The organism is Teredinibacter purpureus (genome assembly GCF_014217335.1).
GTDB classification, from domain to species: Bacteria; Pseudomonadota; Gammaproteobacteria; order Pseudomonadales; family Cellvibrionaceae; genus Teredinibacter; species Teredinibacter purpureus.
In genome coordinates this window covers 3,152,277-3,168,674 of sequence record NZ_CP060092.1, presented here as the reverse complement: position 1 = coordinate 3,168,674, position 16,398 = coordinate 3,152,277, and the positions used below count along the sequence as shown (strand labels likewise).

At 48.5% G+C, this 16,398-nt stretch carries 6 protein-coding genes; 2 read left to right on the top strand and 4 right to left on the bottom strand.

Features of this window, described 5'->3' with window-relative positions; translation table 11 throughout:
- Positions 1-143 precede the first annotated feature (143 nt).
- From H5647_RS13910 to ectA, 4 genes are all read right to left on the bottom strand, one after another.
- On the bottom strand, positions 144-1,541 hold the full coding sequence (locus tag H5647_RS13910) for a sodium/proline symporter (RefSeq protein WP_045859391.1): 1,398 nt from the start codon (positions 1,539-1,541) through the stop codon (positions 144-146).
- A gap of 106 nt (positions 1,542-1,647) precedes the next feature.
- The gene (locus H5647_RS13905; protein WP_045859389.1) at positions 1,648-2,052 is read right to left on the bottom strand and encodes an ectoine synthase; all 405 of its coding nucleotides are present in this window, start codon (positions 2,050-2,052) and stop codon (positions 1,648-1,650) included.
- 45 nt (positions 2,053-2,097) lie between these two features.
- Positions 2,098-3,390 carry a diaminobutyrate--2-oxoglutarate transaminase gene (gene ectB / locus H5647_RS13900; protein WP_045859387.1) on the bottom strand — a complete coding sequence of 431 codons (1,293 nt, stop codon included), beginning with the start codon at positions 3,388-3,390 and terminating at the stop codon, positions 2,098-2,100.
- Complete coding sequence (gene ectA / locus H5647_RS13895) at positions 3,387-3,905, bottom strand: diaminobutyrate acetyltransferase (protein ID WP_408034003.1); 519 nt, start codon at positions 3,903-3,905, stop codon at positions 3,387-3,389. Before ectA ends, ectB begins: the two co-directional genes overlap by 4 nt.
- A gap of 289 nt (positions 3,906-4,194) precedes the next feature.
- On the opposite strand from ectA, the gene H5647_RS13890 reads away from it, so the two are divergent.
- Together H5647_RS13890 and H5647_RS13885 are read left to right on the top strand one after the other, a co-directional pair.
- On the top strand, positions 4,195-4,716 hold the full coding sequence (locus tag H5647_RS13890; RefSeq protein WP_045859382.1) for a MarR family winged helix-turn-helix transcriptional regulator: 522 nt from the start codon (positions 4,195-4,197) through the stop codon (positions 4,714-4,716).
- 679 nt (positions 4,717-5,395) lie between these two features.
- Positions 5,396-16,393 carry an invasin domain 3-containing protein gene (locus H5647_RS13885; RefSeq protein WP_045859381.1) on the top strand — a complete coding sequence of 3,666 codons (10,998 nt, stop codon included), beginning with the start codon at positions 5,396-5,398 and terminating at the stop codon, positions 16,391-16,393.
- Positions 16,394-16,398 lie beyond the last annotated feature (5 nt).

Here is a 16,398-nt window from a genome sequence, read left to right as displayed (position 1 = left end):
AGCTGGAACTCTTATTAAGCCCCTTGCCCCTATGGCCTCATCCATTCGAACCAGAGCAACGTTTGAAAGCGATCCGCATCTCCAAAAACAGCCTAAAAAAATAGCGGCACCTAATCGCCAACATTGTTCTTAATCTGGCCGCCTTACGCTTTTCTTCTAACAATTGGCGATACAAAGAAAACTGTTAGGCCGGCTATTATGCCGGGCAAGCCCTCATACACCAGAGCCTGCAACCCAGCGTACCGCCACAATAGCGCGACGGAAAACCCTAGAACAACAGCAATAATACTGGTGGTTTGCGAGGGCTTTTTACCTAAGCACAGCATTATTAATAACGGTGCAAAGGCGCTAGCCAATCCCGACCAGGCCATTATTACCATGTTAAAAACGCTTTGATTATTTGAAAGTGCGAGCAACAATGCAAGGCCAGTTATAAAGACGGTGGTGAGCTTAAGAACCCATGTGCGTTCAATTTTATGTGGCAGAATATCGTGGGTGATGGCCGCTGAGCAACTTAGTACGAGTGAGTCGGCGGTTGACATTGCGGCTGCAAATATACCGGCAAGTATCAAACCAACGAGAATAGGAGGCAATAGCTGCTGTGCCATTATGGGTAATGCCAGTTCCGCATCAAACAACCCGACATCCGATAAATAAATACGGGCCAGCATACCAACACCAGTGGCCATGGCGTAAAACGTAATAAACCAAAAGTAATACCAGAGTTTTGCTTGACGCATGTTTCCGGCATTATTAAGGGTCATAAAGCGCACCATAATATGGGGCTGCCCTATTACAGAGAAGCCGGCGAATAACCAGCTAACAATAAATAAGCCTCCACCCACCCAACCAGAAAATACTAAGCCTTTTGGGAACCAGTCCATGAAACCATCAACACTTTGCATTTGTTCTATAGCGTTCGACGTACCGCCAAGATTTGCAACGGCGACAATTAGAAGTGTTGCCATGGCCACTATCATGACAATGGATTGTGCGGCATCAGTCCAAATGGATGCACGTATGCCGCCAGCAAAACAGTAGAGGCTAACGAGAACGGCGCCCGCCACAGAACCAGACCATAATGGCCAATCTAATAAAACGTGCAGCGCCTTACCACCGGCTACCATTTGAGCCGCTGCATAGGTGAGCAAAAAGAGAAGAGAGATTACACCGATTACACGCTGGAGTGCTGGAGCTTCTTGGCCGTGCCACTGGCTAAGAACGCCAGCATAGCTAATTTCACCGCTTTTTTCGGTGGCTTGCCGTAAACGTTTATGTACGTAAAGTGACGCTAAAAAATCGCCTGCTATCCAGCCTATCATAAGCCAGATGGAAGCAAGACCCGTTGCGTAGGTGTACCCAATGACACCAATAAACATATAACCGCTATTGTTGGTGGCCACTGCCGACAAACCTACGAGCCAAGGGCGTATATTACCGCTGGCAAGATAGTAATCTTCTTTTGTTCCGCGGCTATACCATGCGGAGGCCAAACCTATACCTGTAAAACAGAGTAAAAACCCAATAAACGAATACGTCATTCTTTTATTACCAATTTATTATTATAAGTACCGCCAGGTTACGTAGCCATCTCGCCCGCAAAAAGCAGGCCCAATTACGTTAATTACTTACTATTATAGAGTGCCATTACTCGGCGATTGTCTCGGCTTCTAATTCGTAGGCGCCTTCGGCATTATGAACCTCTTTGCCGTTAAGCGGCGGATTAAAGACACAGGCCATGGTCATTTCTTCAAAGGCTCGAAGCGTGTGTTTGTCATGCTTATCGAGTGCGTAAACGGTGCCGGGTGAAATGGCGTATTTCTTACCGTCAGCCGTAGTCTCTATTTCACCTTCACCTGCAATGCAATAAACCGACTCTAGGTGGTTTTGATAGTGCATGTCAAAATCGGCGCCTTTGTAAATGGTGGTAATATGAAATGAGAACCCCATATTATCTTCTTTGAGAAGAAGGCGCGTACTTTCCCAGTTGCCCTCGGGCGATACTATTTTTCGATTAGACTGACTGGCTTTTAATAGGTTACGTACGATCATTGTATTGTCTCGCTCTACTTTTTGTTCTGTTCGTCTTACCGATACTTAACTGGCTCTAAAATATACAACCTCTTCAGGAATATCTTCTTTTGCGCAGACTTCGCGGATCGATTCTTCAACAATATCAATGCCTTTTTTAAGATTTTCATCTGAAATAATTAAGGCACATAAAAATTTAACCACGTGATCGTCGGCACCACTAGTTTCGATGATTAACCCTTTCTTAAAGGCTCGACGAGTAATTTCGCCGGCTATCTCACCGTTGACACAGTTAATACCTTGAAACATGCCACGCCCTCGCGCCGAAAAGTTTCCTTCACCGTATTGATTTACAATTTTTTCTAGACGGGCTGAAATGTATTGGCCTTTGCGTTTGGTTTCGTCGGCGAAACGATTATCTTTCCAATAATGCTCGATAGCCAACCTTGCGGTAATAAAGGCTAGGTTATTACCACGGAAGGTACCGTTATGCTCACCGGGCTTCCATTGGTCGAGTTCCGGCTTCATTAGTACTACTGCAAGAGGCAACCCATAGCCACTTAGGGATTTAGACAGGGTGATAATATCCGGCTCTATACCAGCCTCTTCAAAGCTGAAAAAGCTACCCGTACGGCCGCAGCCAGCTTGAATATCATCCACTATTAATAAAATTTTGTGCTTTCGACATACCGCCTGCAAGTTCTTGAGCCATTCAATGCTCGCAACGTTAATCCCACCCTCGCCTTGCACTGTTTCAACAATTACCGCTGCGGGAGAGTTAATACCACTACTGGAATCGGAAAGCACTTTATCTAGGTATTCTGTGGTATCGATATCATCCCCTAGATATCCATCGTAAGGCATGCGATGGGTGCCGGTTAAGCTCACACCAGCGGCATCTCTGTGGTGCGAGTTTCCCGTTGCGGCCAAAGAACCCAGGCTGACACCGTGAAAGCCATTGGTAAACGTGACAATGTTTTGTTGCCCCGTCACATTGCGTGCAATTTTCATGGCCGCTTCAACAGCATTAGTACCCGTAGGCCCCGTAAATTGCATGATATATTCCATGCTGCGAGCCTTAAGTATATTGTCGTTGAACGCCTGTAAAAATTCGCCCTTGGCCTTGGTATGCATATCAAGGCCATGTGCAATACCATCGTCTTCGATGTACTGAAGAAGCGGTGCTTTAAAGAGCTCGTTGTTGTGCCCGTAATTTAAGGTTCCTGCGCCTGCAAGGAAATCCAAATATTCTTGCCCATCCGAATCCCACATAAGCTCGCCTTTGGTGCGATTAAATACGCGCGGGAATGAGCGAGCATAGCTTTGTACTTCTGATTCGATTTCATCGAAAATTTTCATGATATACCTCTTGTTTGGGCACAATTAAAGGGGCCGATACGAACCAGCGATTCAGATTCGTGCTGACCCTTAAAATGTATTTGTTTATCTAACCACGGTGAGGGCTGAATAAGAGTCTCTAGTTGTTTTGCAAGGCGCTCAAATAATCGCCACGACGGCTGGTTGTCTTCTGTGATGGTGGTTTCTAGGTACCTAACAGTGCTGCAGCAGGGACGATTTAGTATGTGTGACAGCATCTGGGACGCCAAGCCAAGCCCGCGAGTACGATCATCTACCGCAACTTGCCAGATAAAGAGCGTGTCTGGTCGTTCTGCAATAATGTAGCCCGAAACAAAACCCATAAGTTCGCCGTCTAATTCGGCAGCAACTGATGTATTGGCGAAATGCCCGCACTGCAGGACGTTGCAGTAACTGGAATTAGTATCGAGCGGTGGGCAGCGTTGAACGAGCTGGTAAACGGGCATACCGTCTTCTAGTACCGGCATTCTTAGTTGGATATTTTGAGAGTAAAGCAAATCGCTCACCTAAAATAAGATTATTAATTAGTTCTCTAAGGATATCTAAGCGGCGTATAGCTACATAATGGGCATATAAAACGATTATGAGCAATGAAAAGCTAAAATAATGCTTTGAAGGCGAAGCATCGTACACTAAATATTGTTTTTTCTCTAGCAACATTGCTACGTGCAGTGCTGGCTGGGCCTCACGAAACGGCTACAACACTCAGACAGCGCTATTTCTTTAGCTTTCAAAACAATCTAGGCTATACTCGCCGCTCTTTCATACCCGACAAAAAGGAACATTTTGAATAGTATTCAAGAGGTGTTGGTAGCACTAAGGCGCGTAATTAGAGCCACCGACCTACACTCCAAACACTTAGCCAAAACTACAGGGCTTACTGCGCCGCAGATTTTGCTGCTACAAACCATCCGAGATAAGGGTGAAGTGACCATTGGCGAGCTAGCCAATGAAATAAGCCTTAGCCAGGCCACAGTAACCAGCATTCTAGATCGACTCGAAAAACGTGAACTCGTTTTTCGAGAGCGCTCCAAAGAAGATAGACGAAAAGTGCATGCCTATCTAACGGATCAGGCAACGGAAATACTGAAAGAGGCGCCCATACCACTGCAGGAGCATTTTGCTCGCCAATTTGGCGACCTTCAGGGCTGGGAGCAAACCATGATAATTTCGTCACTGCAGCGTGTTGCCCAAATGATGGATGCGCAACATATTGACGCTGCCCCCGTACTGGATATTGGTGTATTAGATCGACAAAGCACAGTCATGGACAAATCTGAAACCTACCCCATAAAGAACGAAGATTAATCGATGTAGTGTCGCACACGGGGTGTGGCACGCTTTCGCGAATGAGGTTTCGCGAAAGCAACTCCTCTAGAGCGCCCCACCTCCCACGTCCGTAACTCAACGTTCCTTTTGACCATCAACTTACAGGCGGCCTAAGAATACAATTTTCAATAGCCCGTTTTTTGTTTCTTTCGAACCCCTTCTTCTGCCGTATTTTTTAGCCCTACATTACCCCTTTGCTCCATTAAATTTTTTGATTCTGCCCATTCATCCGCTAATTTCGCGTTTTGCAAAAAATCGAAACAACTGATACAGCTCCTTTTAATTAGCCCGGCATATACGCTTACTTTATTTGGGGTTTTAAGTAGTCTTTTTGGCTATTAATCATAAAAAAAATGTCCTTTATTGTAGTAATAAATAACGCCTTGATTTAATTGGTTTTACGCGCCTTTAAAAACCTTCTAATTAATCGCTAATACGAAATAAGAAATATGAAAAAGACCTTTTCGCGTTATTAAAAAATAATTCACACTCTTTTCTGCCTGCCAACCCTATTAGGCTAAGCATGGCTTTTGCAGTAAAATTTAATAGCAGATATCTACAGTGGTACTCAGCGCGACGGAATTACTATCTTAAAGGAGTTATTTAATGAGCCCGACTTTTATCGAGTTCACATAGTCACTTATGAAGAGAATTTTAGATGGTAAGAAAGTTAGCAGCCTATTGTTTGTGTATAGCTTTTAGCTGCGCACAGTCGATTTCTGTACATGCAGCCACAACGCTTGCCTTCTCTGGCGCACCCTCTGTAACCGCTGGAAGCGGTTCCGACACAGGCTCAATCGGCACAACTAGTCTTTGGTCAAATATTGGTTCTGTAAACGGAACCAATATCGATATGGCGATAGAGCTTCTTACAAATTCTAGCGGCGACACAAATTCGGTCACCTGGTCGACCGATGAAAACCGTGCAAAAATATCTCTCGTAGGGAAAAGTGCTCAATCAATTGATGTGGTTTACCGATTTTTTGAGTCGGGCACAAGCACACCTATTACTGTCTCACCCGATATTTTGTTTAATGCATTAGACGGCGGTTTAACCAATGAGATTATTGAAACACTCCAGTCACAAGTAGCCAGTTACACCGTCGATAATCCTACCGCCATTTCCGTTTCTTCACTCGTTAATAGCGCGGGTGCCGCTGACGATGAATTCGAATTCTCATCAACGTCGGGCACCAATCTTGTTTCAAATGCAGGGTTTGAAAGTGGCAATACAGGCTTTACGTCTAGCTACACTTATTTAGGCACTAACGACAGTGGCAACACTATCGGCTCAGGTGATTGGGGAGAGGGGAAATATGCGCTATTTGACGGCACTAGTGGAAACAGCAGCAATACTTATTTTAATGAAACCCTAGCGAATAACGGTACCGTGTTTGCTCTAATCGATATGGGCAACAATATTGTCGATCCGTTCTGGGAGTTTACCTTAACGTTAACACCTGGAAAAATTTATAACTTCACCGCTTTTTTAGCCAACATTAACGATGATAACGCCAACATAAAACCTAATGTAGATTTTGTCTTGGATGATGGCGTTAACCCTGTGGTTGTGCTCGCAGAATCAGGTGATCTAGAATCAAGCGGTGCAACCACAACACCGTGGGAAGAGTTTACCAGTACATTTACCGCCACAACGGCGTCCAATACCTTAAGCCTTATTAGCAACACTGCTGGCCTAATCGGTAATGATTTGGCCATGGACGATGTCAGTATTTACGAAGTACTCGCCGACACCGATACCGGTTTGCAAATTGCACTTCAGCCGAGTTCCGAATTTTATTTCACGTTTTCGAAGGATAATGGCACAGGAGAATTTGCTTTCGATAGCGCTGTTAGTGGTTTTTTTGGCGCCCCTCAAAAAACAAAAGTGGACGTAACGCCACCGACAGATCCAACTGTAGTCACGCCTACCACCACCTCCGACACCACGCCTACTCTTTCTGGAACGGCTGAGGCCAATTCAACTGTTAGTGTCATTGTGGGCGGCGCCACCTTTGATGTTGTGGCCACATCCGGTGGTGCCTGGTCATTAGATTCAGGCAGTGAAGCCCCGGTTGCCGGTTCATTCTCCCCCGTCACTGACGGCAACTCTAATAGCGTCCAAGTGCTAAGTACAGATGCCGCCGGTAACGTCTCTAATACGGTAGCGGGATCACTCGTTATTTATACAGCGACGGGCAATAACTCAACAATTAGCGCTTCGCCAACCGCTATAGCGGCTACGGGCGCTTCCACATCAATAATAACGGTTCAAGCCAAAGATGGTGCCGACGCAAACATTAGCGTTGGCGGCAGCACCATTATATTAAACACTGATAAAGGGAGCCTTGGCAGTATTAGCGACAACGGTGATGGCACCTATACGGCAACGCTCACCTCCAACACAACAGTTGCTACGGCCACTATTAGCGGATCAATTGATGGTAATACAATGTTATCGACAACCGTCAACTTTGTTGAACTGTCTATCGCTATCACTACCGTCGCCGGCGATGATGTTATCAATATCGTGGAAGACGATAGCGACGTTTCAATTCCAGGCACCACCAACGGCGTCGAAACCGCACAGACCGTTACCGTAACCACTTATGACCCACTCAATGCAGGTAATTGGGGTGCCCCTTTAATCTGGGGAGGAACGGCCACTGCCACTAAAACCATCACAAGCGGCGAGTTTCAGTATGACGTGACATGGGGTAACACAACTGATGTGGTTACGACCGAATCGCCTATTGAATCCATTGACATGACCGGCGCTACCTACGCTGTTGATGTGAAGGTTCCCTCCCCTTACGTCGTTGATGGCAATTTGTCGGTTCAGCCCTACGTACGCGATAGCAGTGACCGCTATGCCGCTATTGTATGGCAGCAAGCAAGCGGCCTAGTTGCTAACAGTTGGACAACCCTAACACTCACGAATATATCGACGGGCAACCTCAATTATGTACAACCTGGATTCGATCTAACAAGCGTGGTAGGTATTGGCTTGCAGTTAAATGCAAACGGTAAATCTGCCAATATAGAAGGCGATATCGCGTTTGACAATATTTCTATCACTAGCCTCGCATCCGGCACACCAATCGCTATTAACTTTACGGCCTCCGACACCTACACGGCGTCCGTCAGTGGCGATGGCACATGGACAGCAACACTTCCTGCTATAGATGCACAAGCACTCCCCACCGTAACCATATTAACAGCCGATGTTGCCACGTTGGCAGGTGACGTTGCACCGCAAGCAACTCGTACCGTAAGCCATAGCCTTACCACCCCAAGCATAAGCCTGAACACCGTGGCTGGCGACAACACTATTGATGCTACCGAAGATAATACTGATATTAATTTTACAGGTACAACGACAAACGTTGAAGATGGCCAGACGGTTACATTAGAGCTGAACGGCTCAACCTATACCGGCAGCGTAGCGTCTAACGCGTGGTCAATTACTGTTCCAGCACTTGCACTACAAGCCTTGAATCTAAGCGAAACAGCCACCGCAGACGTTGAAAATGTTGCGGGTAATAATGCAATACAAGCAAGCCAAACTATAACCGCAACCAACGATGCACCTGTCGTTACATTACCCACTTCTCCCACGGTCACCGAAGATGATACAAATGTTGCTATCGCAAACGACATTAATATTTTCGATATAGAAAGTGATAATCAAACCATTACTCTTACGATTACCGGTGGTACCGCGAGTATTTCTACCACTGGTTTAAGTTTTACCTCCGGTGACGGCACCGACGATAGCAGCATGATCTTCAGTGGAAGCCTATCCAATATTAATACCGCTTTAGATACCCTATCTTTCACAGCGACACCCAACTTAAATGGTACTAATGCGGGCGGCCTTCAGATTGCCACTAGTGACGGAAGCGGCGGAACCGATTCAGAAAGTTTGTTATTTACTATAATGGCCGACAATGATGCGCCGATTGTGGCGCTACCCACATCCCCAACTGTAACCGAAGATGATACAAATGTTGCTATCGCAAACGACATTAATATTTTCGATATAGAAAGTGATAATCAAACCATTACTCTTACGATTACCGGTGGTACTGCGAGCCTCGCCACAACCAGTTTAAGTTTTACAACCGGCGATGGTACTGACGATAGCAGCATGGTTTTTAGTGGAACCTTATCCAATATTAATGCTGCTTTAGATACACTCACCTTCACGCCTACCGAAAATTTAAATGGCACTAATGCGGGCGGCATTCAGATTTCTGCCAATGACGGAAGCGGCGGAGCCGATTCAGAAAGTCTATTATTTAATATTACCGCTGAAAATGATGCGCCGATTATTACGCTGCCAGCGTCGCCAACAGTTAACGAAGACGACGCTAATATCGCTATCGACAATACGGTAATTATTACGGATGTCGACAACGACAACCAAACCGTTAGCTTAACCATTACCGGTGGAACGGCAAGCCTAAGCATCACAGGTTTGAGTTTTGCTACGGGTGACGGAACAGACGATAGCAGCCTGGAATTTAGTGGAACACTTACGAATATAAACACCGCTCTTGATGCGCTCACTTTTACACCCACGGCAAATGTAAACGGCTCCAATGCAGGTGGTATTCAGATCACTACGAATGACGGAAACAGTGGAAGTGATTCGGAAAATTTAGTGTTTAATATTGCTGCGACTAACGATGTCCCCACCCTCACCGGCACACCCATCACCACCGTAGCCGAAGACAGCGCCTATCGCTTTACCCCCACAGCCAATGATATTGACGCGGCAGACACGCTTACCTTTGCCATTACCAACCCGCCCACATGGGCGCTATTTAGCACCACTACCGGCGTACTGTCAGGCACACCCAGCAATGACGATGTCGGCTCTACCACTGGCATTCTCATAAGCGTGACTGATGGCATCGAAACGGTAAACTTACCGGCCTTTAACCTCGCCGTAACCAACACCAACGATGCGCCCATCATCACATTACCGTCGGCACCTGCTGTTGCTGAAAACGTGGCCAATGTCGCCTTTGCCGATAACGTGGGTATCATCGATGTCGACAACGATGCTCAAACCGTCACCCTCACGCTTACTGGCGGTACTGCCAGCGTAAGCACCACCGGCCTCACGTTCAGCACCGGTGACGGTACCGACGACACCACCATGACCTTCAGCGGCACCCTCGCCTCACTCAACACTGCACTTGATGCCATGACCTTTACACCCACCACCAACCTCAGTGGCGCCAATACTGGTGGGCTTCAAATCAGTACCAACGACGGGAATACCGGCAGTGATACACAAAGCTTCACCTTTGACATTTCCGCGGCAGGCGTACCCATCATCACATTGCCCGCACCACCGGTAGTGAGCGAAGATGATGCATTGGTCGCCCTCGATAACGGCATACAAATTAACGATAGTGATACGGACAACCAAACCGTAGTGTTAACGATTACCGGCGGTACCGTATCGTTTTCCACCACAGGAATAACCTTTACCGTTGGCAACGGCAGCAGCGACAGCAACGCAGCCTTTAGTGGCACATTAGCGGCCATAAACACCGCGCTCGACAGTATGACCTTCGATGCTTCCGCCGATATCAACGGCACCAATGCCGGCAGCATTGCGATTCAAACGACCGACGACAATGGCACCACCAATGCCACCGTAAGCTTTGATATTACTGCTGTAAACGACGCCCCTAACGTAACCTTACCCTCGGCGCCGTCAATAACTGAAGACGATACCGCTATCGCCATAGACAATACGCTTCACCTGACCGACGTAGATGGTGATATTCAAACCGTCACCCTTACCCTTACCGGCGGTACCGGCAGCCTCACCACAACCGGTTTAACCTTCACCACAGGTGACGGCGCCAACGATGCCAGCATGGTGTTTGTAGCCTCACTCACCGATGCCAACGCGGCGCTCGATACCTTAACCTTTACACCCACACCCAACCTCAACGGCAGTAATGCTGGTGGCATTCAAGTAACCACCAACGACGGTAACGGTGGCACCGATTCCAAAGCACTTGTGTTTGATATTAACGCCTCTAACGACGCCCCAGTTATTACGCTGCCTGCGGCACCAAACGCGAATGAAGATGATGCAAATATCGCGCTCGAAAACACATTCACAATAGCCGACAACGACGGCGACAGCCAAACAACGACGCTTGTTGCAACAGGTGGAACACTGAGCATTAGTAGTGCCGGCCTTAGCTTTAGCGTTGGCACGGGGACCAATGACACCACCATGGCCTTTACGGGTAGCTTAGTTGAGATTAACACCGCGCTCACAGACGCAACCTTTACGCCCACCGCAAACCTAAGTGGCATAAATGCGGGCGGTATAGCGATGGAAACCACTGATGGCAATGGCGGCATCCACAGTGCCGCACTCAGCTTCGATATTATCGCTGTGGCCGACGCCCCCATAATGTCGGGATCACCCACTACAAGTACCCCAGAAGATACCCCTTACCGCTTTATCCCAGCGGCAACCGATGCCGATGGTGATCTATTAACATTTGCCATTAGTAACCTGCCCGCCTGGGCTAGCTTCGACACAACAACAGGCGCGCTTAACGGAACGCCTACCAATGGGGATGTTGGTACAACCGACAATGTGGTGTTGAGTGTTACAGACGGCCTATCCATTGTGTCGCTCGCGGCCTTTAACCTTACGGTTACCAATACCAACGACGCACCAGCAATAGTGGGCAGCCCCGCTACGAGTGTTGCGGCCGATAGTCATTACAACTTCACACCAACAGCAACGGATGTCGACGCGGGTGATACGCTAATCTTCAGCATCACCAACAAACCAACATGGGCCAGCTATAACACCACAACCGGAGAACTTTCTGGCACGCCAAACGCAACCGACAATGGTGTTACCAATAACATTGTTATTGCAGTGAGCGACAGCCTCGTCACACGTTCATTACCGAGCTTTAATTTAACCGTGACAGGTGGTAACGCTGCGCCTACCGCCTTACCGCAAAGCCAAACTACCGTAGAAAACATTCCAGCCGTGCTAACCCTTAACGGCACCGACCCCGACGGTCAAACACTCACCTTCAACATCGTTAGTACACCTGTAAACGGCACACTCTCCGGCACAGGCCCAGCTTTACTCTACACACCAACCACCCATTATAGTGGTACCGATAGCTTCACCTTTACCGTACACGACGGGCTTGAAAACTCCGCTCCCGCCACGGTTACGCTAACCATTCTGGAAGACCTAGACGAAGACGGCACGCCGGACATTACCGATACCGACGACGATGGCGACGGCATCCCTAATTTAACCGAAGGCAGCGACGATACCGACGGCGACGGAACCCCAAACAGCCGAGACACCGACTCCGACAACGATGGCATCGCCGACAGCATTGAAGGTACCCGCGATACCGACTTAGACGGAACGCCCGACTACCTCGATAACAGCCGTGACGAAGACGCCGATGGCATACCCGATATACTTGAAGGCACGCAAGATACGGATATGGACGGCATACCCAACTACCGTGATATTGACAGTGATAACGACGGGCTACTCGACGCAATAGAAGGCGTACTTTTCCCTAACGACAGTGATTTTGATGGTATTAACGATCGATTTGATGTCGACATTACACAGGGCAACGACGCAAACAACGACGGAATTGATGACAACATTCTACCCAGCGACCACGATGCTGACGGAATACCCGATTACCTAGACCTCGATACCGACAACGACACACTGCCCGACGCCTATGAAGGCACAACCGACAGCGACCTCGATGGCCTCACCAATTTCCGAGACCTAGACAGCGATAACGACACCCTGCCCGACGCCCTAGAAGCCGGCACAGCACCTAGTGATGCCGATATGGACGGCATTATAGATGCATTCGACCTAGACCAAACCGGTGGCACGGACATCAACAACGACGGCATCGACGACCTAGCACAAGCACGCAACACCGACGGTGATGCGTGGGCCGACTACCTCGATATCGATAGCGATAACGATGCCCTGCCCGACCTGATTGAAAGTAATACCACACGAATCGATACAGACAGTGACGGCATCGACGACAGCTTCGACCCAGACCAAACTGGCGGAAGTGATGTTGACTTTAACGGTATCGACGACGATGCCCAGCTACTCGACACCGATAGCGACACAATACCCGACTATCGCGATCTTGATAGTGACAACGATTGGATACCCGACCTGCTCGAAAGCGGAGCATCAGGAATTGACACCGACAATGACCAAATCGATGATCTTTACGATGTTGATAGCACTACAGGCAGCGACACCAATGGTGACGGTATCGACGACATTGCCGCCGCTATCGACACCGATTACGACACCTTACCCGACTACCAAGACACTGATAGCGACAACGACGGCATTGTCGATACAACAGAAAGCGGCTTTAGCACCAGCGATCAAGACAGCGACGGTATTAGCGATACTCTCGACAGCAATCAAACCGGGGGAAGTGACATCAACGGCGACGGTATAGACGATGCCATTAACACGCGCGATACCGACAGCGACACAACGCCCGATTTCCGGGATAGAGATAGCGACGGCGATAGCCTAACCGACCAGCTCGAAGGAGAACGCGATACCGATCTCGATGGTCAGCCAAACTATTTAGACCTCGATAGCGATGGTGATGGAATCAGTGACGCCATCGAAGGCGACGCCGACAACGACAGAGACGGCGTAGTGGACTACCTCGATAATGTGCTAGATCGCGACGAAGATGGCTTACCCGATAGCCTAGAAACCGACAATGACACCGACAACGACGGTAACAACGCCATATACGACCGCGATAGCGACAACGACGGAATGCCCGACGCACAAGAGAATGACATTACCGGCACTGATGCCGACAGCGACGGCATAGACGACAGTATCGACGTGGACCAAACCGGTGGCCAAGACTCAAATAGCGACGGCATAGACGACAACGCACTGCGTGATAGTGACCGCGATGGCCTCCCCGATATCATTGATTTGGATTCAGACAACGACGGCATTCCTGATGCGCTAGAATTTGGTTTCATCTATACCGATAGTGACAACGACGGCATAGACGATGCCTTCGACAGTGACTTTGTCGACGGCACCGATAGCAACAACGATGGCTGGGTTGATAACCCCGCCCTTCGCGATACCGACGGCGACGGCCTACCGGATTTCCGCGATGCCGATAGCGATAACGATGGCATTAACGACGGCCTTGAAAACCTTATAACCGGCCACGATAACGACGCAGATGGCATCGACGACCGCTATGATGTCGATATCACCGGAGGTGCCGACCTTAATGCCGACGGAATCGACGACGCTGCAACGTTTAATGACACTGACAACGATGGCGTGCCCAATATCTTCGACCTCGACAGCGATAATGACGGCCTGCTCGATGCCCAAGAAGCCGGCGTAATCGATAGTGATGAAAATGGGCTCGCCGATCATGGCCAACCCCCCTTAACCATGCTGCCCGACACCGATAACGACGGCACTGCCGACCTCTTTGATCTGGACAGTAATAACGATGGCATTAGCGATATCGAAAGTACCGCCGCCGTCTTGCTCGATACCAATGGCGATGGCCGTATCGACGTTGTCAGCGATAACGATAGCGACGGGCTAGACGACGCCTTCGACGGTGACAACACCGTTCGCGGGCATATTCTTGATAGCGACGGTGACGGCATACCCGAACACCAAGACATCGACGATGACAACGATGGTATACCCGACACAATCGAAGGCAATGGCGACACCGACAATGATGGTATACCTAACCGATTAGATCGTGACAGCGACAACGATGGGTTAAGCGACTGGTTCGAAAGCGGCTTAGCCATACCAACCTTCACCGACACCGATAACGACGGCCTAGACGACGCCTTCGATCCAGATGCTCTTGGCACTAACGACAGTGATGCCGATGGCATTCAAGACAGTCTCGATGTCGATAATACCGGCGGCCAAGACACCAACAACGACGGTATAGACGACACCCAAACAGGGCTAATAAACGTTTTTGATACCGACAACGATGGCGACCCCGATCGTTACGATAGCGATAGTGACAGCGATGGTTTAACCGATACGGAAGAAAATGTAATGACCAATGGAACGGGACAAGACCTTGATCGTGATGGTATTGACGATGGCTACGACGCCGACTTTACCGGTGGTAGCGATCTCAACGGCGACGGTATTGACGACGCCGTCATCAGTACCGTCGATATAGATAACGATGGGTTACTTGCTTATCAAGACGTTGACACCGACGGTGATAGCTACACAGACGATCAAGAGAATGGCGATTACAACAACGACGGCATACAAGACCAACTGCAAGCACAGCGACAAATAGAAACCGCTGTTAAAGGTGGCGGCACAGCCGATCTTTCAAGCCTACTCTTTCTAGTATTTATTGCCCTACTAGGCTCCACATCAAACCGCAAACAACGTACATGTCTTGCCGTTACTCTAGGGGCCGTTCTGCTACTCTCCTCCACATCCCACATACTGGCGGAACGCGATGACCAGAGAGCCCTCTATATGGGAGCAGGCCTGGGCGTAAGCCACTTGGAACCCAATGAGAACAATAGTGGTTGGGATATCACCGCTAAAAACGACACAGCTTACGCACTATATATAGGTTACCAAGTTACCGACACGCTATTTACCGAATTCAATTACACCGATCTTGGTGCCGCTAAAACAGCGCCTAGAAACCCATCGCTCGGCGGTGAACAAAGCATTACTTACAAAACGCCGTCCCTAAGCGTGGGCTACTATTTTCGCAACGCCAATAAAAGAGCTAATTTTTTTATACGCGGAGGCCTTGCTAGCCTAATAAATGACAGCACCGGCGAAACCGATATCTATAACCAAAACACCAGTACACAACTCATGTTAGGTGCAGGTCTTGAATGGAACCTAACCTCTAGAATGTTTATTCGTGCAGAAGCCACAAGCTTTGATGTTGATGCGCAAACCTATTTGGCAACCGTGGGGTTTTCCTTCGCTAAAAAGAACGCAACACAACAGCCTAAGATTGCAATAGCAACACCCAGTTCAGCACCAATGCCTACGACAATTCCAACATCAACACCCGAACCTGTCTCGGCTATAATTAGCCTGCCAACGGACGATGACAGCGACGGGGTTATCGACTTACACGACCAGTGCCCGCAAACACCCCTCAACGAACCCGTAGACGAGCGCGGTTGTAGCCAACAATCGGAAGAAGCCAAGATAGAAATCAAACTCAATATTCTATTTGATACTGGCAGTGCTATTGTAAATACCCATTACAACAGCGAAATAGAACGCGTGGCAGAATTTATGCGCAAATACCCGAAGATAAACGTCACAATAGAAGGTCATACCGACGACGTTGGCAACGAGCAAACGAACCAACAACTCTCCCAAAAAAGAGCCAATAAGGTCGCCGCCATACTACGTAACGATAGGGCGATAGAGCCCGCAAGAATTACGGCAATTGGTTATGGCGAATCGGCGCCGCTAGTCAACAGTACAGCCTTAGAAGCCCGAAAAACAAATCGTCGAGTCGTTGCAAAATTTTCAGCGCAACATTATTAGCTCGA